Origin of the sequence: Ruegeria sp. HKCCA4633, from assembly GCF_013034605.1 — a bacterium.
In the GTDB taxonomy this organism is placed as follows: Bacteria; Pseudomonadota; Alphaproteobacteria; order Rhodobacterales; family Rhodobacteraceae; genus Ruegeria.
The window spans coordinates 70,555-91,782 of the sequence record NZ_WQGJ01000009.1 but is presented as its reverse complement, the minus strand read 5'-3'; the positions used below and the strand labels follow the sequence as shown (position 1 = coordinate 91,782).

Annotated in this window: 27 protein-coding genes; 9 read left to right on the top strand and 18 right to left on the bottom strand. The window is 56.8% G+C overall.

The genetic code is table 11. The annotated features are described in order from the left end of the window. Nucleotides 1–189 precede the first annotated feature (189 nt). Nucleotides 190–1,818, top strand: coding sequence for an acyl-CoA synthetase (locus GOV85_RS18540; protein WP_171180912.1), 1,629 nt, complete (start codon nucleotides 190–192; stop codon nucleotides 1,816–1,818). On the opposite strand, the gene GOV85_RS18535 is transcribed toward GOV85_RS18540, so the two are convergent. The 8 genes from GOV85_RS18535 to hmgA form a co-directional block, all read right to left on the bottom strand. Beyond that, a complete protein-coding gene (locus GOV85_RS18535) occupies nucleotides 1,815–2,150 on the bottom strand; it encodes a DOPA 4,5-dioxygenase family protein (RefSeq protein WP_171180910.1) in 336 nt (111 codons plus the stop codon). The two genes, GOV85_RS18540 and GOV85_RS18535, sit on opposite strands and share 4 nt — an antisense overlap. Nucleotides 2,151–2,235: 85 nt before the next feature. Continuing rightward, complete coding sequence (maiA, locus tag GOV85_RS18530; protein ID WP_171180909.1) at nucleotides 2,236–2,874, bottom strand: maleylacetoacetate isomerase; 639 nt, start codon at nucleotides 2,872–2,874, stop codon at nucleotides 2,236–2,238. Nucleotides 2,875–2,885: 11 nt separating this feature from the next. Continuing rightward, nucleotides 2,886–3,083, bottom strand: a complete 198-nt coding sequence (locus GOV85_RS18525; protein ID WP_171180906.1) for a DUF2783 domain-containing protein — start codon at nucleotides 3,081–3,083, stop codon at nucleotides 2,886–2,888. A 5-nt stretch (nucleotides 3,084–3,088) separates the two neighbouring features. Continuing rightward, nucleotides 3,089–4,699, bottom strand: coding sequence for an FAD-dependent oxidoreductase (locus GOV85_RS18520; RefSeq protein WP_171180904.1), 1,611 nt, complete (start codon nucleotides 4,697–4,699; stop codon nucleotides 3,089–3,091). A 131-nt stretch (nucleotides 4,700–4,830) separates the two neighbouring features. Continuing rightward, complete coding sequence (locus GOV85_RS18515) at nucleotides 4,831–5,781, bottom strand: MBL fold metallo-hydrolase (protein WP_171180902.1); 951 nt, start codon at nucleotides 5,779–5,781, stop codon at nucleotides 4,831–4,833. Nucleotides 5,782–5,791: 10 nt separating this feature from the next. Further along, complete coding sequence (fahA, locus tag GOV85_RS18510) at nucleotides 5,792–7,048, bottom strand: fumarylacetoacetase (RefSeq protein WP_171180900.1); 1,257 nt, start codon at nucleotides 7,046–7,048, stop codon at nucleotides 5,792–5,794. A 21-nt stretch (nucleotides 7,049–7,069) separates the two neighbouring features. After that, nucleotides 7,070–7,693 carry a LysE family translocator gene (locus tag GOV85_RS18505; RefSeq protein WP_171180898.1) on the bottom strand — a complete coding sequence of 208 codons (624 nt, stop codon included), beginning with the start codon at nucleotides 7,691–7,693 and terminating at the stop codon, nucleotides 7,070–7,072. Further along, on the bottom strand, nucleotides 7,690–9,045 hold the full coding sequence (gene hmgA, locus GOV85_RS18500) for a homogentisate 1,2-dioxygenase (protein ID WP_171180895.1): 1,356 nt from the start codon (nucleotides 9,043–9,045) through the stop codon (nucleotides 7,690–7,692). Before hmgA ends, GOV85_RS18505 begins: the two co-directional genes overlap by 4 nt. Before the next feature lie 56 nt (nucleotides 9,046–9,101). Here hmgA and GOV85_RS18495 point away from each other — a divergent pair, with 56 nt between their 5' ends. From GOV85_RS18495 to GOV85_RS18475, 5 genes are all read left to right on the top strand, one after another. Next, on the top strand, nucleotides 9,102–9,554 hold the full coding sequence (locus GOV85_RS18495; protein WP_171180893.1) for a MarR family winged helix-turn-helix transcriptional regulator: 453 nt from the start codon (nucleotides 9,102–9,104) through the stop codon (nucleotides 9,552–9,554). A 60-nt stretch (nucleotides 9,555–9,614) separates the two neighbouring features. After that, nucleotides 9,615–10,865 carry an adenylate/guanylate cyclase domain-containing protein gene (locus GOV85_RS18490; protein WP_171180891.1) on the top strand — a complete coding sequence of 417 codons (1,251 nt, stop codon included), beginning with the start codon at nucleotides 9,615–9,617 and terminating at the stop codon, nucleotides 10,863–10,865. Nucleotides 10,866–11,001: 136 nt separating this feature from the next. After that, complete coding sequence (locus GOV85_RS18485) at nucleotides 11,002–11,412, top strand: hypothetical protein (RefSeq protein WP_171180889.1); 411 nt, start codon at nucleotides 11,002–11,004, stop codon at nucleotides 11,410–11,412. Beyond that, nucleotides 11,405–12,631: an HlyD family secretion protein gene (locus tag GOV85_RS18480; RefSeq protein WP_171180887.1), complete on the top strand. Its 1,227-nt coding sequence runs from the start codon at nucleotides 11,405–11,407 to the stop codon at nucleotides 12,629–12,631. The genes GOV85_RS18485 and GOV85_RS18480 overlap by 8 nt, the downstream gene beginning before the upstream one ends. Nucleotides 12,632–12,662: 31 nt before the next feature. Beyond that, nucleotides 12,663–12,989 carry a potassium channel family protein gene (locus GOV85_RS18475; RefSeq protein WP_171180885.1) on the top strand — a complete coding sequence of 109 codons (327 nt, stop codon included), beginning with the start codon at nucleotides 12,663–12,665 and terminating at the stop codon, nucleotides 12,987–12,989. Between the two features lie 89 nt (nucleotides 12,990–13,078). On the opposite strand, the gene GOV85_RS18470 is transcribed toward GOV85_RS18475, so the two are convergent. Continuing rightward, entirely contained in the window at nucleotides 13,079–13,888 is an 810-nt protein-coding gene (locus GOV85_RS18470) for a division plane positioning ATPase MipZ (RefSeq protein WP_171180883.1), read from the bottom strand. A 218-nt stretch (nucleotides 13,889–14,106) separates the two neighbouring features. On the opposite strand from GOV85_RS18470, the gene GOV85_RS18465 reads away from it, so the two are divergent. Both GOV85_RS18465 and GOV85_RS18460 read left to right on the top strand, forming a co-directional pair. Further along, nucleotides 14,107–14,994 (top strand): AEC family transporter, encoded by an 888-nt coding sequence (locus GOV85_RS18465; protein ID WP_171180881.1) that lies wholly within the window; start codon nucleotides 14,107–14,109, stop codon nucleotides 14,992–14,994. Nucleotides 14,995–15,087: 93 nt separating this feature from the next. Further along, nucleotides 15,088–15,459 carry a VOC family protein gene (locus tag GOV85_RS18460; RefSeq protein WP_050605279.1) on the top strand — a complete coding sequence of 124 codons (372 nt, stop codon included), beginning with the start codon at nucleotides 15,088–15,090 and terminating at the stop codon, nucleotides 15,457–15,459. Between the two features lie 72 nt (nucleotides 15,460–15,531). Here the strand turns inward: GOV85_RS18460 and rpmE are convergent, their stop codons facing one another. Together rpmE and rplS are read right to left on the bottom strand one after the other, a co-directional pair. Then, nucleotides 15,532–15,753 (bottom strand): 50S ribosomal protein L31, encoded by a 222-nt coding sequence (rpmE, locus tag GOV85_RS18455; protein WP_050605278.1) that lies wholly within the window; start codon nucleotides 15,751–15,753, stop codon nucleotides 15,532–15,534. Between the two features lie 11 nt (nucleotides 15,754–15,764). Further along, a complete protein-coding gene (rplS, locus tag GOV85_RS18450) occupies nucleotides 15,765–16,148 on the bottom strand; it encodes a 50S ribosomal protein L19 (protein WP_170575547.1) in 384 nt (127 codons plus the stop codon). A 381-nt stretch (nucleotides 16,149–16,529) separates the two neighbouring features. On the opposite strand from rplS, the gene GOV85_RS18445 reads away from it, so the two are divergent. Next, on the top strand, nucleotides 16,530–17,330 hold the full coding sequence (locus GOV85_RS18445) for a GH25 family lysozyme (RefSeq protein ID WP_171180879.1): 801 nt from the start codon (nucleotides 16,530–16,532) through the stop codon (nucleotides 17,328–17,330). Here GOV85_RS18445 and GOV85_RS18440 read toward each other — a convergent pair. From GOV85_RS18440 to rpsP, 7 genes are all read right to left on the bottom strand, one after another. After that, a complete protein-coding gene (locus tag GOV85_RS18440) occupies nucleotides 17,327–17,689 on the bottom strand; it encodes a hypothetical protein (RefSeq protein ID WP_171180877.1) in 363 nt (120 codons plus the stop codon). The genes GOV85_RS18445 and GOV85_RS18440 overlap by 4 nt on opposite strands. Nucleotides 17,690–17,886: 197 nt before the next feature. Further along, nucleotides 17,887–18,696, bottom strand: coding sequence for a tRNA (guanosine(37)-N1)-methyltransferase TrmD (gene trmD / locus GOV85_RS18435; RefSeq protein ID WP_171180875.1), 810 nt, complete (start codon nucleotides 18,694–18,696; stop codon nucleotides 17,887–17,889). Continuing rightward, nucleotides 18,693–19,508 carry a hypothetical protein gene (locus GOV85_RS18430; RefSeq protein WP_171180873.1) on the bottom strand — a complete coding sequence of 272 codons (816 nt, stop codon included), beginning with the start codon at nucleotides 19,506–19,508 and terminating at the stop codon, nucleotides 18,693–18,695. Before GOV85_RS18430 ends, trmD begins: the two co-directional genes overlap by 4 nt. Beyond that, on the bottom strand, nucleotides 19,508–20,011 hold the full coding sequence (gene rimM / locus GOV85_RS18425) for a ribosome maturation factor RimM (protein ID WP_171180872.1): 504 nt from the start codon (nucleotides 20,009–20,011) through the stop codon (nucleotides 19,508–19,510). Before rimM ends, GOV85_RS18430 begins: the two co-directional genes overlap by 1 nt. Next, a complete protein-coding gene (locus GOV85_RS21710) occupies nucleotides 20,004–20,126 on the bottom strand; it encodes a hypothetical protein (protein WP_256369045.1) in 123 nt (40 codons plus the stop codon). Before GOV85_RS21710 ends, rimM begins: the two co-directional genes overlap by 8 nt. A gap of 33 nt (nucleotides 20,127–20,159) precedes the next feature. After that, nucleotides 20,160–20,795 (bottom strand): 5,6-dimethylbenzimidazole synthase, encoded by a 636-nt coding sequence (gene bluB, locus GOV85_RS18420; protein WP_171180870.1) that lies wholly within the window; start codon nucleotides 20,793–20,795, stop codon nucleotides 20,160–20,162. Between the two features lie 12 nt (nucleotides 20,796–20,807). Next, a complete protein-coding gene (rpsP, locus tag GOV85_RS18415) occupies nucleotides 20,808–21,197 on the bottom strand; it encodes a 30S ribosomal protein S16 (protein WP_170388164.1) in 390 nt (129 codons plus the stop codon). Nucleotides 21,198–21,228: the final 31 nt, after the last annotated feature.

Here is a 21,228-nt window from a genome sequence, read left to right as displayed (position 1 = left end):
TCGATGGTCAAGCGAGACCCCTGCATGTGTTTAAGATGCTCCAAATCACCGCGAAAGGCCCTTTGTAAGTAGGGCCAGATAACACCATCCCGTATTACCAGAATGGGTGCACACCGTATTACTACGGATTTGTCAGGCCACCAAGTTTATGTTCAAGTCGCGCGTACTGCGATTTGGGAGGATGAGCAGATGACAGCCACAAACATCTACGAGCGTCATTTGGATAAATGCCGGGCAAACTACACACCCTTGTCACCGCTGACCTTCTTGGACCGGACGGCGCAGGTTTACCCAGATTATCCTTCGGTGGTGTATGGTGAACGCAGGTATACTTGGGCTGAAACCTATGCCCGGTGTCGACGTTTGGCGGGCGCGTTGAGCGCGCGCGGGATAGGAAAAGGCGATACCGTTTCCATAATCGCAGCGAACATCCCCGAGATGTATGAAGCGCATTTCGGCGTTCCAATGGCCGGAGCTGTTCTGAACGCCATCAACACGCGCCTGGATGCGCCGATTGTTGCCTTCATTTTGAACCACGCCGAGGCTAAGGCGCTGCTGGTCGATCCAGAGTTTTCGGGCGTCGTGAAAGAAGCGTTAAAGCAGGTCGACCATGACATTCTGATCATAGACATCGAAGACCCCGGCTTTGAAGGTGGTGAAAAGCTGGGCAACCTGACCTACGATGCCCTTCTGAACGAAGGCGACCCGGAATTCAGCTGGTCTCTGCCCGAGGATGAATGGGACGCAATCACGCTGAACTACACTTCGGGTACTACAGGCAATCCGAAAGGTGTCGTTTATCATCACCGAGGTGCCACGCTGAATGCGCAGTCGGATCTGCTGGATTGGGATATGCCCAAGCATTCAGTTTATCTGTGGACCCTTCCGATGTTTCATTGCAATGGCTGGTGTTTCCCTTGGGCCATGGCCGCCAATGCAGGCGTGTCGGTCTGTCTGCGTGCCGTACGGGCCGAGCCGATCTATGCGGCTTTCCGCGATGAGAAAGTCACGCATTTCTGCGGGGCGCCCATCGTTTTGAACATGCTCGCCCATGCGCCGGATGAGCTGAAAGACTTTGATCATCAGATCAAGGTGATGACGGCGGGTGCACCGCCGCCTGCAGCTGTGATCGAAGCGATGGAGGCGATGGGCGTCGAGGTCACGCATGTCTATGGCCTGACCGAAACGTATGGGCCTTCGGTCGTGTGTGCCTGGAAAGACGAATGGAATGAAAAAGGCCCCGAAGACCGCGCCGCTCTGAAAGTACGCCAGGGTGTGCGGTACACGGCGCTGTCTGGCCTGATGGTGGCTGATCCCGATACCATGGAACCTGTTCCGGCGGATGGTGAAACCATGGGTGAGATTTTCATGCAGGGTAACGTGGTGATGAAAGGGTATCTAAAGAACCAAGACGCCACGGACGGGGCCTTTAAAGGCGGATGGTTTGCGTCCGGTGACTTGGGCGTCATGCACCCTGACGGCTATGTCGCACTCAAGGATCGATCCAAGGACATCATCATTTCGGGTGGCGAGAATATCTCGTCCGTCGAGGTCGAGGGTATCCTCTACAAACATCCGGCGGTAATGGAGGCGGCTGTGGTCGCGCGACCGGATGAGAAATGGGGCGAAACGCCTTGTGCGTTTGTCGAGCTGAAACCGGATGCCACCGCTACAGAGGCAGACCTAATTGCCTTCTGCCGAGACAACATGGCCCATTTCAAAGCACCAAAGACCGTGGTTTTCGGCACCCTGCCGAAGACATCAACCGGCAAGGTGCAGAAATTCGTCCTGCGGGATCAGGCGCGGGCGTTAGGTTAAAGCCTGTCGAAGATCGACAGGTCCAGATCCAGCATCTCACCCATCCAGAGCGCGCGATCACGGTGATCTTCCAGATGATTACCGGTTTCGGGGTGGGTGAACACGGTCAGGCCCTGCCGGTTCAACATCAGCCATGGCATGACTTGATCAAATGCATCGGCGTCAAAGCCCAACTGGCAACTCCAGCGTGGGTGGGGGCCGACGTTGCGGGCATGCATACGCCCCATCTGAACCGGGAATAGGCGTGCGGCCTCTTCACAGACCTGTTGTGCCGTCGCTTGTGTGTCGGCATCGAAATAGACATGGGCGTGGTAGCCGGTGATCTCAGGCATGGTGACCTCATAGCTTTGGTGTATCCAAGCTAAGGTCAAACAGGAAAAACGACTAGGCGCACAAGCACACAGTGCTTGTGCAGTGTTATTGGGGGGCGTGCGCGTCAGGGTGCGCTGCAACAAAGGCCGGATGACTAGCGCAGGCTGTTTCAACCTCCAGAACACGTGGCATGTCCGACAGGTCCACCTGCCAGCGGCGTGCGTTGTAGAGTTGAGGGATCAGGCAGAGGTCAGCGAGGCCAGGCTGCGAACCGACGCAATAAGGGGCCTGTTCAAACGTGCCCAACATGGTCTCAAAGGCTTGCAAGCCGGGCCGGATGAAGTGCCGCATCCAATCTCCGGGCATGTCGTCGGCGTCAGTGCTGAGCGAGGTCGCATGTCGCGCAACCGAGAGGTTGCAGACCGGATGAATATCGACTGCAATCGCATATGCCAACGCCTGAGCTTTTGCCTTCTGCACCGGGTCGGATGGCAAAAGGCCAAGACCTCGGGTTTGATCCAGATATTCAAGGATGGCCAACGATTGCGTCAATCGCAGCCCGTCAATTTCCAGAACTGGCACAAACCCTTGCGGATTGCGTAACAAATGCTCAGTGCTCTTGTGTTCGCCGCCTACCAGATCGACAATAACCGAGTCATAGTCGATCCCGGCCAAGTTCAGGGCGATCCGCACCCGATAACTGGCCGAAGACCGCCAATAGTCAAAGAGGACAACTTCGCTCACACGGGATCCTGTCAATCGTTGGACAAAGCAGCGGCGCGGATGGCATCAGACAGAACGGTGCCGTCTCCGATGTGATTGGCAAGTACCAACACCAGTCGGGCGTTCAGCGCGTCGCTGTCGGCTTTCTCAAGCCCTTCATGCGCCGCCAAAAGGGTGGCGTAAAAGTCGTCGGCGTTGTCGAAATTGGGGGTTAGGATCAAGTCTGACATTGCGCTTACTCCTTACCGCAAGCTCTGCGGATCGCATGACGGAAACTGTTTTCTTCAAAGCTGTCCCGCCGAGCGGCCACGTGCTGATCCGGGCGGATCAGATACACAGCGCTGGTTGCATCACCCAAGTAACGACGTTTGAGAGCCAGCGTCAGATCGTCTTTGACCGACAACGCCAGCCGAGTGACCTCAATCCCATCCTCTTCCAGAGTGTCTGGGGCATCGGCATCAATGGTCAGCAAGGTAAATTTGCCCGCCAGCTTGGGCAGCAGGAATTCATCGCCCAGCGGGGCATCCGGGCAGGCCGACCCCGGGCGTGTGCAGGCTGGGCCGTTCAGCGCATCGGCCGAGTTCAACGAAGACCCGTCATAGGTGCAGGGTTGGCTCAAGCGCCCGGAATTCACCAGTGGTCGGGCAAATTCATACTTTTCGCTTAGATCCAGAACCGCATCGCGCAGAACCCGCGACATCTCGGATTTTGGCGTGATGAAATCGGTGGACCGGCTGGATTTCTGGATATTTTCGTCTGCCCCGTACACACGTTCCGCGTTGTAGCTGTCCAGCAGGCTTTCAGGCGCTTTGCCGTCGAGCACAAGCTTCAGTTTCCAGCACAGATTGTCGGTATCTTGCAGGCCCGAATTTGCCCCGCGTGCGCCAAAGGGGCTGACCTGATGCGCACTGTCGCCCGCAAACAGAACACGCCCCTTGCGGAAGCTTTCCATGCGGCGACACTGGAAGGTATAAATCGAGACCCATTCCAGCTGAAAATCCACGTCGTCGCCCAGCATCGCCGTTAGGCGGGGGATCACATTCTCGGGGCGCTTTTCGCGTTCTTTGTCGATATCCCACCCCAGTTGCAGATCGATGCGCCAGACGTTGTCAGGCTGTTTATGGAGCAGCGCAGATTGTCCCCGATTGAACGGTGGGTCGAACCAGAACCAGCGTTCCGATGGGAAATCGGCGTCCATGATTACATCAGCGATCAGGAAGTTGTCTTCGAACACGCGCCCTTCGAAATCGATACCCAGCATCCGGCGGGTGGGAGAGGTTGCTCCGTCACAGGCGATCAGCCACTCGGCCTCAATCGTATAGGGACCTTCGGGGGTTTCGACCTCAAGTCGAACGTGATCTTCGTGCGTGCCAATGGCCTCGACCCTGTTGCGGCCACGAATTTCAATTGGTGCGCCTTCTGCCTGCAGCTCGCGTACACGTTCTACAAAGTAGTTTTCAAAGTGGTATTGCTGCAGGTTGATGAAGGCGGGGTTGGCATAGCCTTCATCCGGTTGCAGGTTGAAGTCATAGACCTGACGATCATCAAAGTAGACCTTGCCACGATCCCACATGACGCCTTTGTCGACCAAGTGGCGTCCACATCCCAGGCGGTCGGCAATTTCCAAAGTACGTTGAGAAAAACAGATGGCGCGACTGCCGAAGCTGACCTTGTCATTCTCGTCCAGAACCACAACCTCGACACCTTGTTGGGTCAGATCAATCGCGGCGGCCAATCCAACCGGACCGGCACCAATCACGATGACCTTGTGCCTGACGGGCGTGGGGCTGTCTTGGTCCGGGCTGCGTTCATAGCCGTAAAGCGGCGTTTCAAAGATCTTGTTCATGGGCTCCCCCAAGCAGATGCACCAATGTGCGGCATGTCCTGCCCCCGGCGACAGGCGCCGGAGGCCTTGGCTTATGGTTTCATTTTATCCAGACGCGTAAAACGATCTGGATCAAACCGAGCCGTTTTTCCTTAGCCCTGCAAGGCTTCCCACATCTCAAGGTCGCGCTGGGCGGTCCAGATGCGGGGTGTGTCGATGCCGCGTGCCTCGTCATAGGCGCGGGCGACGTTGAAGGGCAGGCAGTGTTCGTAGATTGCGTAGTCAGCGAATTTCGGATCACACTCGGCGCGTACGGCGTCCCAGGCTTCCTTCAGGCTGCCGCCGCGTGCAGCCACCTTGGCGGCCGGGCGGTAGGTGCTGCTGACGAAATCGCGGGTGTTTTCAATGGCCGCATTGACCATGTCCTTACCAACCAGCGCGTCGCCGCGACCTGGTGCAATTGCATCCACGTCGAACCATTTGATCGCATCCAGCGTGTCACCCCAGTCGCTGAAATGCCCGTCACCACAATAGCAGGCCGAGTGATATTCAACTATGTCGCCTGTGAACATCACGTTCTGATCTGGCACATGAATTACGATGTCCCCGGCAGTGTGGGCTCGGCCCAGATGCATCAGGTCAACGCGACGGTTTCCCAGATAGACGGTCATTGTGTCGCTGAACGTGGTGGTGGGCCAGGTCAGACCGGGGATGCTTTCATGCCCTTCGAACAAACGTGGGAAGCGTTGGAACTCGCTGTCCCAATCCTCTTGCCCGCGTTCCACGACCATGGCGCGCGCCATGTCTGACATCAGGATTTGCTGAGCGCCAAACGCGCTTGCGCCCAGAACGCGTACAGCGTGGTAGTGGGTCAGGGCCACATGCGTGATCGGCTTGTCTGTAACTGATCGAACGCACTCGATCACCTTGTTGGCCAGACGCGGTGTCGCCTGCGCCTCGACAATCATCACGCTGTCATCGCCGATGATGACGCCCGAGTTCGGGTCGCCTTCGGCCGTAAAGGCATAGAGCCCTTCGCCCACCTCGGTGAAGCTGATCTTTTTCTCCGACATGTCCCCCTGGGACGCGAATGCTCTGGCCATGATGGGTTCCTTATAGTGTGTATGGGTTTTCAAGAGCGGACAAGACGGTGCCAACACAATCACCGAAGCCGATTGTGTAACCATCGCCCTTGGCCGCGCCGGTCAAGGTCAGCGTGTCGCCATCTTCGATGAAGCTGCGGGTTTCACCGCCGTCCAGCGTCAGAGGTTCCTTTCCGCCCCAGCTGAGTTCCAGCAACGAACCGCGTTCAGGTTTGGTTGGTCCGGAAATGGTGCCCGAGCCCAGCAAATCACCTGCATTCATCGGACAGCCGGATGTCGTGTGATGGGCCAGTTGCTGCGCGGCGGAATAGTACATCTGGTTGTAGTTGGTCTGTGCAATTGTCGTAGCAGGCTGCCCTGCGGGTGCCATGGTGATCGACAGATCAATATCATAGAGCATCGGGCCACAGTCTTTCAGGTGATCTAGTAGCTCGAACTCACGTGCAGGCGTGTCACAGCGGAATGGCTCCAGCGTTGCCTTGGTGACAATCCAAGGGCTGATCGAGGTTGCGGTGGCCTTGGCCTGAAACGGGCCCAGCGGCTGGTATTCCCAGGCCTGGATGTCACGCGCAGACCAATCGTTCAGCAGGACGTAGCCAAAGATATTGTCGTCCGCCTCTTGCACCGAGATTGGGCCATCCGAAGGGGTGCCGACAATCGCGCCCATCTCAAGCTCGATGTCAAAACGGCGGCTGGGCAGAAAGGCGGGCAGCTCTTGGTCGGGCGCTTTTAGCTGCCCCCATGGGCGGCGGATATCCGTGCCCGATACCACGACCGAAGACGCGCGCCCGTTGTACCCAATGGGAATATGCAGCCAGTTTGGCGGCAACGCGTTTTCCGGCCCCCGGAACATGGTGCCTACGTTGAAGGCATGGTTCCGGCCTGCATAGAAATCGGTGTATTCGCTGACCGCGAAGGGCAGGTGCATCTCGGCGTCGTCTTGTTTGACAAGCAGTGGTTCAACCTTGCTCTGCTCGTCCGAGCCCTCGGCCAGAAGGCTGATCAGACGTTCCCGCAGGGCGGCCCAGACGGCGGGGCCTTCCTCCATCAACGGGTTCCAGAACGGCATGTCGAACAGAGGCTCATCGCTCAGGGTGATCAACCCTTCGGCTTCGGCAGCTGTGACGTCGAGGATCATGTCCCCAATGGCCACGCCGCAGCGCGGATCGTCGCCCTCGGTCGAGAAGACTCCATAAGGCAGGTTGTTCAGTGGGAACGGGTGTGTCGCGTCATTGGCCGACGTCACCCAGGATGTCATTAGAGGCATACGATGTCCCTGTTTTGTTGGTTAAGTTGAGGGGCGAAGGGATTTCAGCCCCAACAAGATAGCAGCCAGGATCATGAAGCTGCCGCCAATGCGGTCAAGCCACAGCTTTGCAGGACCTTGCAAACGGCGGGCCAGCCAACTTGCGCTGCCGCCATATGCGGTCAGGAACATCCCGTCCATGACCAGATAGGTGGCCGAAAGAATGGTGAATTGCGGCCAGAAAGGCAGTGCTCCGTCAATGAACAGTGGGAACAGCGCTGCAAAAAAGACCACGGCTTTGGGATTCGCGGCAGAGGTAATAAACCCCTGCATCCAAAGCGATTTGCGACTTGCCTTGGGCGCGGTTTGCGCTTCAGATACGCGCGCCTTGAGGATCTGTTTGACACCAAGGTAAACCAAATAGGCCACACCAAGCCATTTGATGACGGTCAGCGCGGTTGCGGATGTGGCAATCAGGGCGGCCAGACCCAGCCCTGCTGCCAACATCTGCAGGAAGTTCGCCGTCAGATCTCCGGCAGCGGTGAACAACCCGCGCCGAAGCCCGTTGGTGGCCGAGTTTGACAACATCAGCAACTGGCTGGGTCCCGGTGTGCTCATCAGCAGCAGGACTGTTGCCACATAGGTGAACCAGATATCCAAGCTCATTTCTTACCCGGCGTTCCGTCGAACTTCTTCTCCAGCGATGTCCAGCAGTCGATATAATCATCCTGCAACGGCGCTTCGGTGGCGGCAAATGGCGTCAGATGCTGCGGGAAGCGGGTTTCGAACATGAACGACATCGTCTTGTCCAGCTTGTCCGGCCCCAGGTTGGAGTATGATGCTTTGTCAAAGGCTTCCCTGTCGGGGCCGTGCGGGATCATCATGTTGTGCAGGCTTGTGCCACCGGGCACAAAGCCCTGTGGTTTTGCATCATACTGACCGTAAATGTTGCCCATCAATTCCGACATGATGTTTTTGTGGTACCACGGCGGGCGGAACGTGTCCTCCATCACCATCCAGCGTTCGCGGAACAGAACAAAGTCGATATTGGCCGTGCCAGGCTGGCCAGAGGGTGCCGTCAGAACCGTAAAGATCGACGGGTCGGGATGGTCGAACAGGATCGCGCCAACCGGGCAATAATTGCGCAAGTCATATTTGTAGGGCGCATAGTTGCCGTGCCATGCAACCACATCCAGCGGGCTGTGTCCGATCTTGGTGGTGTGGAACTGGCCGCACCATTTGATCGTCACGGTCGACGGGGTTTCGCGATCTTCAAACGCAGCTACGGGCGCTTTGAAGTCGCGCGGGTTGGCCATGCAGTTTGCGCCAATCGGGCCACGGCCCGGCAGCTCGAACTTTTGCCCGTAGTTTTCGCAGACAAAACCGCGCGCGGGGCCTTCCAGAACCTCGACCCGGTAAAGCAGACCACGCGGAATGATCGCGATCTCTTTGGGTTCCAGATCGATGATGCCCAGCTCGGTCGCAAAACGCAGGCGTCCCTCCTGCGGAACAACCAACAGCTCGGAATCGGCTGAGAAGAAGTAGTCATCCACCATGGATTCGGTGACCAGATAGATGTGACAGGCCATGCCCACTTGCGTGTTCACGTCCCCCGCCGTGGTCATCGTGCGCATCCCGGTCATCCAGTTCAGACCTTCATCAGAATGTGGGACGGGATCCCAGCGATACTGACCCAGACTGATCACATCGGGGTCGATGCACGGTGCCGATTTCCAATAGGGGAGGTCGATTTTTTCGTAACGATGTGAATGCTTCACCGACGGGCGAATGCGATAACACCAAGTGCGTTCGGGCGGGTTCGCAGTGAAGGCGGTGCCGCTCAGCTGCTCTCCGTAAAGGCCATAGTTGCACCGTTGTGGGCTGTTCATCCCTTGTGGCAGCGCGTCGGGCAGGGCCTCGGTCTCAAAGTCGTTTCCAAAGCCGGGCATATAGCCGGCATGTGTGCCGACCGGCGTTGCAGCCTGCGTCAGCATATGTGGATCACTCGGACGATTCATGGTGTTTTCCTCCGTTGCTGCTTGTCGGGTAATAGTTGATTTTGTAACTAACAAGCATGACACACGAAGAATCCAAAAAAAATGATGAGTTTGATCTGCAGAATTTTCTGCCTTTCCTTCTGAACCAGGCGGCCGAGCATGCCTCGTTGGAGTTTCAGAGCGTCTATAAAGGCCGTTACGGGATGCTCAGAACCGAATGGCGGGTGCTGTTTCACCTTGGGCTATTCGGTGAGATGACGGCTAAAGAGATTTGCGAGCGCGCCAGAATGCACAAAACCAAAATCAGCCGCGCGGTCGCCAAGCTGGAACAGAGAAGGTATCTGAAACGCACACGCGACGAAGGAGATCGGCGGGCGGAATGGCTGACTCTAACACCGACGGGGCAAACCGTGTATCGTGATCTGCATGGCGTCGCCGCCGCCTATGATGCAAAACTGTCGGGCCTATTCGATGCGGAAGAAGCTGCTCTGCTGCGTAAAATGCTGCAAAGACTGGCTGGTTTGGACTGACCACTGGCAATTGATGCGTGTCGCCCCCAGATGGGGGTCATGCTTGATACGGATATTTAAATGACTTCTCAGGACTCTTCTTCGATTCCCGCACACGACCTGATCGATTGGCTGGTCGCCAAGGGGCTTGAAGGCGCCGGGCAAGAAGAATTGCTGGAAGGGTTTTGCACCCGGCTTGTCGATATGGGCATACCTTTGATGCGGTTTCACGCGGCGCAATCTACCCTGCATCCGGTTTACGGCGGCACCGGCTATAGCTGGTACAACGGCGCGGGTGGTGAATCCGAGAGGTTCGAGAATACAGATACGCCCAGTGAAGTCTGGCAGCGAAGCCCATTGTATGCCCTGTTGCACGAGGATCTGGATGAAATCCGGGTCAAGCTGGTTGATCATAACGAGCCTAGTCGCTTTCCCTTGCTCAATGATCTGCGGGAAATTGGGGCGACGGATTACTATGCTACGGGCCTGTCTTTTGAAGGGGTTAAGCAAATCCGCCCCAACGGCGCAAAAAAGGTCAGTGATGGCGTTCTGATGTCTTGGACCAGCGACGCACCAACCGGGTTCGACGACAGCGACTTGAGGCAAATTCATACCGTCCTGCCGCATCTGGGGTTGGCGCTTAAATCCGCCAAGAACCAGAACCTGACCAAGGATCTGTTGCGAGTGTATCTGGGCCGAGATGCCGGTCGCCGGGTTCTGTCGGGCGAAATCCGGCGAGGGTCGCTGCAACAAATAGATGCGGTAATCTGGAATTTCGACCTAGAGGGCTTCACCACCCTGTCCGAGGATCTGCCGGGGAACGAGATCATCGATATGCTGAACGACTATCTGGCCGTGGCGGTAGGAGTGGTGCATGACAACGGCGGGAATATCCTGAAATTCATGGGTGACGGCGTGATGGCCATGTTTGATGTCGGCGAGATCGACGAAGATGCCCGTGCCGCGCTGAGCGCTGTGCCGTTGTTGCAATCGCGCATGAATGAGTTGAACTCCAGACGTCAGGCGCAGGGTCTGCCAGTGGCAAACTATACGCTGGCCTTGCATTCGGGTGAAATTCTCTACGGCAATATCGGGTCCGAGACACGGCTGGATTTCACCGTGATCGGTGCTGCCGTCAACCAGGCCTCCCGTATTGCCGGAATGCACCGATCTTTGGGTCAGAGGATCCTGATCTCGGACGACGTCGCCCGCGCCGCGCAACCCTGTGAGCAAGAACTTGTCTCGGTCGGTCGCTACATGCTGCGCGGCGTGAATGAGCCGAAAGAGTTGTTCACGGTGTATTCACCAGTTGGTTCATCCCACGCCGATTGAAACTTCGTTTTAAGCCCGAAGCGGCCATTCTTATCCCTCTCTCTTTTCATTGTTTGAACCGGTAGAAGAAGCTTGGCGTCCGTCTCTTACGCAATGGAGACTGGCGGCTAAAAAGTGTTGAGGGTTCTTCACAGGCTTGGGCAAGATTGATCTTTTTGATTTCAATCGTTTATCCTTGCATCAGATCATTGAGAAACAGGAGGTTCTTTTGGGCAGCTCTATTTCTGATGAGGCGATGGCCAGACTCCCCTTCTGGGTGACACCACCGGGCGAGACGGATGGCTTTCTGATCGTGGTGGGAATTCTGCTCGTTGTTGTGCTGCTTGGTTTCGGCGCACTCTACTTTACCGTGCAGGCCATTCCCGACCGCATGGCAGCAGGTGCTCATAAAGTTCAAATGCAATTGGTTGGTGTGCTGGGGTTGATTTCTCTGTTTACACTTAACAATGCGTTTTGGATCGCGGCAATTCTAATCGCTGCCGTACCTTTGCACGAAATACTCCCGCTCAAGAGTGACGTGGATCTCTCGGAGAGCCAGGATGCTTGAGCTGGTCTTTTCTGCCCTGATCACGATCGTCCCGGATTACCTATACAGGCGTTACAAGCAGGGTAAGCGATGGGGCCATGAAATCACGCTGTTCAATGTCTGGTATGAATTGCGTTGGGGTTTGACGGCCTGTGCAATCCTGGCAATCACTTTGATCACCGTGATTTTCTATTTTCATCCGTCCACGCGGAACGTCTCCGCAGCATTTCGCACGGTAACTATTCTTTCTGATCGCGGGGGCCGGGTTTCGGAGGTCTATGTCGCGAACAATGATACGATAAAAGCGGGTGAGGCAATCTTCCGGTTGGACACGACGCGGCAGGAAGCTGCGGCAGAAACTGCACAGCGACGCATAGAAGAAATCGAGGCAGCGCAGGGACTGACAGCAACCGAGATCGCGGGTGCTGAGGCACGGGTTGGTTCGGCGGAAGCGAATCTTGCTCAGGCGACCAGCGATTTGGATCGCCGCCTTGAACTCGCGGAGCGCAACGACACAGTTGTAAGTGAGCAGGAATTGGAGCGTTTGCAAACCGCTGTGTCCAGTGCCGAAAGTCAGCGCGCAGCTGCAGTTGCAGCCCTTGACGGCGCTAAACTGCGCCAATCTACTCTGCTTCCTGCGCAGCTTGAAAGTGCGCGTGCTGTTTTGGCTGAGGCCGAAAACGAAATCTCTAAATCCACTGTTTTTGCCGAAGTAGACGGGACCGTCACACAGTTTTTGTTGAAGCCAGGTGACATCGTGAATCCAATTCTGCGCCCTGCAGGAATTCTGGTTCCCGAAGTCTCAGGGCAGGGTCGCCTTATTGCGGCTTTTGGTCAGATTTCGGTCAGTGTGCTCAAGCCGGGAATGTTAGTGGAAATTACCTGTGCGTCCAAACCCCTGACCATAATCCCAATGGTGGTGGACGACGTGCAAAATGCGATTGCTGCGGGGCAGTTTCGACCCGGTGATGCTCTGCTTGACCAACAGGATCGTGCGCGGCCCGGAACGGTTACAGCTTTCCTTGCGCCAATTTTCCCTAAACATCTGGAAGACATCCCGCCAGGAAGTGCGTGCGTTGGCGTTGCCTACACGAGCCGCGCAAAAGAAATAGACGCGGGGAAAATCACCGGGTTTTCGGCTTTTGTTGCACGGATTGTGGACGGGATGGGCATAGCGAACGCCATAGTCTTGCGCGCACAGGCCATTTTGCTTCCTGTTAAGACGCTGGTGTTCAACTAGGCCGCGCGACACGGAGAAGGAGAGCTTCGCCATGGGTTGTGACGTCAGCTATATATGCACCTTCTTGTCAGTCTTCTTTCAGGACCTGATATATCTGTCGCCGATTTTGCTGTTTTTGTTGGTATCTATATGTGCGCTGGGGCAATGGATTGTCAGGATCGAAGGCTGGTCCACCGGAGTGAGCCTTTATCATGCGTTCATAAACGCAACCACGGTTGGCTACGGTGACTTTAAGCCGATGAAATCTGCCAGCCGGATTTTATCCGTTATCAACGCGATTGTCGGACTGATCTTCGTAGGAATTGTCGTCGGAATAGGTGTTCACGCCGTGGAGTCGGCGATGAGCGTCGTGTTCTGAATTAGGGGCTTCCTAACTCCAGATCTGGTACGAACATTGCAACTGCCAAAAGCCGGTTGGTTGCGCAAACCAATCAAAACGGTAGCCGCTTAGAAATCAATCTCCACACCCGGCAGGTTCAGCTCTTTCATCATATCGCGCAGTTCCTGGCGGGCGGCGATGTTTGAGATGTTCAACTGCTTGACGCCGATGTCCTTGAGGTCCAGCAGGGTCAGGCCGCGTGGGAACAACTCGCGGAAGATGACCCGTTCGGAAAAGCCCGAGGCGACGCGAAAGCCGATGCGCTGCGACAGCATCTCGATTGCGCGCTGCATCTTTTCCTTGTTGACCATCCGCTGCGTGCCGACCCGGTTGCGGACCACAACCCAGTCGATCGGCTTCAGCCCGGCCTGCGCCCGCAACTGCCGCGCGTTCCAGACCATTTCGGAATAAACCGATGGTCCTAGGATTTTCTCACCCTTCGAATCGATCCGCGCCAGCAGGTCGAAATCAATGAAACTGTCGTTCAAGGGCGTGACAAGCGTATCAGCGAGCGAATGTGCCACCTGACTGAGCCGGGTGTGAGAGCCCGGGCAATCGATCAGGATGAAATCGCTGTCGCTTTCCAGTTGTGATACGGCGGCGGACAGGCGGTGGTCATAGATATTCTCACCAGGTTTCAGCGTGGCAGCGTCGATCTCGGGCAGGTCGTGATGGCGCGGGCTGGGCAGGGTCAGGTCCAAGCTTTTGAGGAAGTTGTTGCGGTTCTCAAAATAACGTCCCAGGCTGCGCTGACGCAGGTCCAGATCAAGTGTGCTGACCTTGTGTCCCAATCGGGCCAGCGCGGTGGCCACATGCATCGACACGGTCGATTTGCCTGCGCCACCCTTTTCGTTCCCGACCACAATGATATGTGCCATGCTTGTATTCCCAAGTCCCGCCGTGCTTCACTACACGTTGTTGACACCCACTATATGTTGTGTGGGTTGGGAAGAAAAGAACCTCAAGCGGCGGTTTCGGGCAATATCAGACCCTATTTTGGAAAACCCTGCGTGCTGCGCGGGTTACAGGCGGGCACTTGTCAATGCAACAGCTCTGATTCACAGTCCACATGCAGGTCTGGCAGGGAGAATTTGGCTTGGAACACCTGTTCCTGAACGTCTTGAACGTGGTTTTGCCGGTTTTGATCTGTGCCGGGATCGGTTTTGGGCTTGCACTGATTCATGCCCCCTTTGACAGCAAGGTGATCGGTGGGATCGTTTCAAAAGTCGGCTACCCAACACTGATCATCTCGCACTTGTCGACCACTAAACTGGCGGTGGGCACCTTTCTGGACGTGATGACCGCAGCCGCTTTGGCAGTGGCGGGGTTTGGCGTGTTGGGTTTTGTTGCCCTGAAGGCCCTGCGCCTGCCGGTCAGGGCGTTTCTGACGCCTTTGATGCACGGAAATGTCGGCAATATCGGTTTGCCGATTACTCTGCTGGCATTGGGTGATGCGGGCATGGCTTATACCATGGCGTTTGTGGTGGTCGTGCTGATCAGCATCTTCACCTTGGGCATGTGGATTCCTGCCGGGGAGTTTTCGCCCAAGAAGCTGGCCACGTCCCCGATCATCTATGCCGTGGCGCTTTCGCTGATCCTTATGGCGACAGATACCAGCCTGCCTCAGCCGATTTTGAAGTCGTTTGATATTCTGGGCGGGCTGTCGATCCCGCTGATGCTGCTGACGCTGGGCCATACCCTGGCGACGTTGCGGGTTAAAACCCTGGGGCGGTCGATCCTTTTGACGCTGCTACATTTGGCGATGGCAGTTGTCATTGCCGGTGCATTAATCTGGTTTTTCGGATTTACAGGGCCGGAACGAGGTGCCGTGATCCTGTGCTGCCTGATGCCATCTTCGGTGGCGACCTATCTTTTCATCGATCAGCATGTCCCGGAGTACGGGCCCGATGTGGCAGGCTATATTCTGGTCTCGACGCTGGCGACAATACTGGTTCTGCCGGTGGCGCTGTCGTATTGGATTTGACATCTGACCGATGCCGGTTTCGTGACTTGTAACCGTCCGGTGGCTGGCGGACTATGCCCCGGAAACCATCCAGTATTCGAAGGGGTTCCGCATATGATCGGATATGTAACCATTGGTGTTTCCAACATGGACGCCGCCAAGACATTCTACACTTCGCTGTTCGAGGACAAAGGCGCGCAAGTTCTGATCGACGCTGGTCGCATTGCATTTATCGGCAATAATCCGGCGGCACCGATGCTGGCCGTTTGCGAGCCGTATGATGGCAATGATTGCGCATCAGGGAATGGCAATATGGTGTCTTTCGCTGCCGACACAAAAGAGGCCGTTACCACAATGTATGACAAGGCCATCAGCCTTGGTGCGACGGATGAAGGCGAGCCCGGGCAGCGCGTACCGGATCGGTTCTACGGTGCTTATGTGCGGGACCCAGACGGCAACAAGCTTTGCTTCTACGTCTTCGGATGAATTCGGACACATCGCAGGCAAGAAAAAAGGCCGCCCAATGGTGCGGCCCTTTGCAATTCAATCCAGTCAAGCTTAGAAGCCCAGACCTTCGTATTTCTTCTTGAACTTCGACACGCGGCCGCCGGCGTCCATCAGGCGCGACGAGCCACCGGTCCATGCCGGATGCACGGAAGGGTCGATTTCCAGAGCCAGCTGGTCGCCTTCTGCGCCCCAGGTGGATTTCATTTGAACCACTGTGCCATCGGTCATTTTGACGTCGATGACGTGATAATCGGGATGGATGTCTTTTTTCATCTTTCCGTTCCTTACGCTTCGGCGCCAGCCTTGGGCTTGTAGTTGGTGACTTCTGCGATACGTGCGGATTTACCGCGACGGGTGCGCAGATAGTACAGTTTGGCGCGACGAACGCGGCCACGGCGGACAACGGTGATGCTGTCGATGTTGGTCGAATACAGCGGGAACACACGCTCCACACCTTCGCCAAACGAGATTTTGCGAACGGTGAACGAACCGGCGATGCCTTCGCCGTTCTTGCGCGCGATGCAGACGCCTTCGTAGTTCTGCACACGGGTGCGCGACCCTTCGGTCACCTTATAGCCGACACGGATGGTGTCACCGGCTTTGAAATCGGGGATGTCTTTCCCCAAGGCGGCAATCTGTTCCGCCTCAAGCTGTGCGATCAGGTCCATCGCAGGTACTCCTATCTGCTCGTGGTTGGTCCACGAAGTTTGGGCACGGCCTGAGAGCTCTTGGTCTTCACCGGGTCCTGCACGCAGCCCGCCAGAGATCAGATCGACTGTTCCTTGGATCTGGTCTGATCTGACACGTCCCGGCCGAAGAAAGCTGAGCGTCACGCCGTGATGCAAACCAAAACACCGGAGTCGCATGATGCGGCACCGGATTGCGGTCGTTTAAGGGGATTGCGCGCAGGGATCAAGAGCTAATCGCACAGATTTCCAGCGTGGCACAGGTGGGAATCCGCCAGTCACAAATTGCAGCGTTGCCTTAGCCCGCAGATCGGGCATTCTGAGGCAAATTGAAAGAGCAGAATTTTGAACAGGACTTCAAGGATGCGATTGGCTTTGCTTATGGCGGTGGCGGCCGCAATGCTGGTATCTTGCGGGCGCAGTGGCCCGCAACCGCAGACGGTAGAACCCACGCAGGTCGTGGACCGGACGGCCCCTTCTATAATCTATCCCGATTTTGGCGACGCCGACCCCCATGACTGGGAGGGACGGCACCCCGGATTATACCCTGTCCACGGTCTGGACGTGTCGCGCTGGCAGGGACCTATAGACTGGCGCACGGCCAAAGCATCGGGTGTGAGTTTTGTTTTCATGAAAGCAACCGAGGGCGGAGATGTAGCCGATCCGATGTTCGATGAGCATCGACGCGGCGCGCAGGCCGCCGGAGTGCCCTGGGGAGCCTATCACTACTATTATTTCTGTCGTTCAGCGCGCGAGCAGGCGCGCTGGTTTATCAAGAACGTTCCCAAAGGGGCTGACCTTCCACACGTGCTGGACATGGAGTGGACGCCCCATTCGAAAACCTGCACGCTGCGGCCAGATGGCAGAACCGTCCGGGCCGAAGCGCAGCGGTTTCTGGATATTCTGGAACGGCACTATGGCCGTCGCCCGATTGTCTATACCACTGTTGATTTCTTCGAAGACACCGACATAGGCCGCCTGCCCAAAACCGAATTCTGGCTGAGGTCGGTCGCCGGCCACCCGCGCGAGGTCTATCCGCGCACCGTTTGGCGGTTCTGGCAGTACACTGGCACCGGGCTGGTGCCAGGTGTTCAAGGCAGGGTCGACATCAACACCTTTAACGGCACACCGGAAAACTGGGCCAGATGGAAGGCCAAGTCTTAGGTGTTCGGTGTCCGGTAGGTTTCAATCGTACCGCCGCTGACCAGGTGGTCCAGCCGCCGCTCACGTTCTTCACCATAGGCATTGCGCAGCCAGAAGGATTCACCCGCGTTGAGCTCGCGGCGTTCAAAGCCGCGTTCACGCAGGCAACGGTCGACCTGATCAATTTCACCCTGCACGCGCAACTCGTCTTGAAACGGGGCCGTAACCGCAGGCCCGATAATGATCCCCCAAAGAAGGATATTGGTCGTATAGCCGCCAATGACGGCGCTGTTTCCACCTTCATCCGCTTCCTGAGAACAGGAATCGACCGCCACCCGCGCCGAGTGCAGATTATGGCCAGCTTGTGTAGGAACAGACATCCCAAGCGGCTTTGTGGTGCAGGCTGAAACAGCCAGCACAACGCCAAGCAATAACTTTTTCATAATGTCGACAGACTCACTTTAAGCAACCCACGATTCTTATGGGCCTTAAAGGTGAATATTTTGAGGTGCGTTCAACTTCAAATGGCAAGTCGACAAACATTGAAGCTGCGGCATCCTCGCCACATTGTGTGCCCTTAGTCTCCGGTTTCCGAGGTGGTTTTCAGATACTCTGTCCAGATATCGGGGCGTCTTTCACGCGTGATGTCTTCTGACATTTTATGGCGCCATTCCGCAATGCGGCCATGATGGCCAGACATCAGTACCTCGGGGATCGGGCGACCTTTCCAGTCTGCCGGACGTGTATATTGAGGGTGCTCCAACAGACCCGAGGAAAAACTCTCCTCCTCGGTCGATGCCTGATTGCCTAAAACGCCGGGGATCAGACGAACCGTTGCGTCGATCAGGGCTTGCGCTGCAATTTCACCTCCGGTCATCACGAAATCGCCCAGAGACACTTCTTGAACGCCGTAATGTTCCAATACGCGCTCGTCCACGCCTTCAAAACGACCGCACAGGAGGGTCATGCCGTCACATCGGGCAAGGTTCTGCATCATGCGCTGATCCATGCGCCGCCCGCGCGGACTAAGGTAGATAAGCGGCCAATTGCCGTGTACACCCGCCATCGTATGTTCAATAGCTTCACCAAGAACATCTGCACGCAGCACCATCCCGGCACCGCCGCCAGCGGGTGTGTCATCGACATTGCGGTGCTTGCCGACGCCGAACTGCCGTAAGTCCACGGTTTCCAGCTGCCATAACCCTTCCTGCAATGCCTTGCCGGTCAGGCTTTCGCCCAGCACTCCGGGAAAGGCGGTGGGAAACAGCGTGATGATCTTGGCTTTCCAGACGCCGTGCAAATCCGGGGTCGAGGTCATCAGCTCGCGCGGTTTCAAGGTCGGTCGGATCGCCTTTCGACCATGGGATTTTTGGGGTGTGTCTGTCATATCTGGCGGGCCAGCTCGGTCTGGGCGGTTTGAATCAGAGCCCTCTTCTGGGTGATCAGAGCAGCTTCGTCCAGTGTCGAACGGTTCAGCGCCAGCATTTCTTGCAACACCTCGGCAGAAAAGCTGGGGGTTGAATGTGTGGGGCCCACGAGTTGCGATGTTTTATCGGGTGGCAGGTCGAGGAAACTAACAAATGATGCACCTGCGCCAAAGCGATGATCCTGAAATTGCTCCATCCATTCGGTTTGAATGGTGACGGAAGGCAGCCGGTCTTTGATCCGGTCTGCGGTTTCCTGCAATGCAGGCAGGTGCGCGAGGTCAGCACGGAAGCTATCCAGGTCCTGCACCAACCGCGATTGCTGCAGGTCGTGTGCCCAAAGGCTGTACAGCCATGCATCGCGCTGGCGCAGTGACAGGTAGATGGTGATATCGACTTCGTCGCCCAGAAATCGTCGGTGCAGCACGCTGACCAGCGTTTCGGCCAGTTCCGGAGCAGCAGCATACCCCTCGTCGCGGTTCCTGCTGGGGCGCAGGCCCAGAAAGTTCTCCTCGCTCAGGATCAGCCCCCGGCGCTCACCAAAATCCAGTTCATTCAGAAAGGCTTGAACCTGACCGCCAAATCCGGCCAGCGTTGCGTCCAGCCTATAGATAGAATGGCGGGTGGCGGCCTCGTTCAGCCCGGCCTTGCGGGTCTTGTAGGGCAGAATCAGGGCAAATCGGGGCCAGATCAATCTGCGGTTTTCGTGCAGAAACGATTGTGCTGCGGCCATGCCTGTCTTGTGCAGGCCCAGATGCAGCAAAATGCGTCGCATCAGATCAGACCTTCGGGCGGGTCAGCCACGATGCGGCCTTGCTCCAGATCCACAGTCGGCACCACTTGCAGCGTAAAGGGCAGCAGGACCGTTGATTTCAAGCCTAGCCCATGCAGTTCCAGCAAATCCGCGGCGCCGTGGTTCTGCACGGATTTTACCTTGCCCAGCAGCGTACCGCCGGTGTCATAGACCTCAAGCCCGATCAGGTCGGTGTGATAAAACTCATCATCGGGCAACGAAGGCAACTGATCGCGCCGCGCAAACAGGCGCAGACCGTTCAGCGCATCGGCTTCTTCCTTGGTTTCGACCCCGCCCAGACGTGCCGCAAACCCGTTTTTGATGGTGCGCGTCAAAACAACCGGATAACGCTGTTCGCCGGTCTCATCTGTCAACGGAGAGTAGTGTTCGATATCTTCGGGCACGGCGCAAAAGCTTTTCAGGCGCACTTCGCCGCGTACGCCGTAAGACCCCGCAACGCTGCCGACGCAGATCAGATCACTCATTGGACGCGCCTGTTGTCAAACAAATCCCGTTTCTCCATTCGCCAAGGCCTTCGCAGGCCTCGCGTTGATTGCTGCGTTCAAAGAACACGCCGACAATAAAGGCGATCAGCAGCAAAATGGGAAGTCGAATCAATGCGAACATAAGGCCTTACCGTGTTTCGATTGTCAGGCCGTCAGCCCGGTTTTCCCAACCAACCCGCTCCAGTTCTGGCGTGTCCGAGGCTCGTTCCGGCCAGCCAACACAGAAATATCCGATCAGGCGCCAGTCTGCGGGAACGTTCAGATCACGAGTCATTTGGTCAGGGTTCAAGATCGATACCCAACCCAGCCCCAATCCTTCGGCCCGCAACGCAAGCCAGAATAGCGTTATGGCAGAAACGACCGAATAGCGCCGCATCTCGGGCATCGTGCCCGCACCCAGCCCCAGGCCCTTGTCGGTAATGTCATCGCAAAAGACGGCCAGTTGCACCGGGGCTTCTTGCATTCCGGACAGTTTCAGGCGGCTGTAAAGCTGCGCCTTGTCGCCGGAATACCCCGCCAGCGCATCATCGTTGGCGGTTTGAAAATTCTTCAGCGCGGCGGATCGCGCCGCTTCGCTTTCTACGCGGATCACGCGCCAGGGTTCGCTGAGCCCCACCGAAGGGGCCAGTTGAAATGCGTCGAGGCAGCGCAACAGCACTGCCTCGTCCACGTGATCGGTGCGGAACCGGCGCACATCACGCCGGAGCCGCAACAACAGGTCAAACTGCGTGCGAAAATCGTCGGTGAAAGTCTGATCCCGCACGCGCTTGCCTGCTTATTCTTCTGCAGCCGCTTCTTCAGCCGGTGCAGCCGCCGCTTCGGCAGCTTCAGCAGCCTTTGCAGCTTTCTCTTCCGCGCGTTCCTGAGCTTTCTTGCCCGGGGTGCCCTTGTTGGGGTTGTTACGCTCGGCTTTTTCACGGGTACCGGCAGCTTCCAGCATACGTGCAATACGGTCGGTGGGCTGAGCGCCCTGATCCAGCCAGTACTGGATGCGCTCCATGTTCATTTTCACGCGCTCTTCGCTGTCTTTCGGCAGCAGCGGGTTGTAGGTGCCCAGCTTTTCGATGAAACGGCCGTCGCGGGGCATGCGGCTGTCAGCAGCCACGATGCGATAGAAGGGACGCTTTTTCGAGCCGCCGCGGGCGAGACGAATTTTCATTGCCATGGTGGTATCTCCTTTGAATGGCATCACGCCG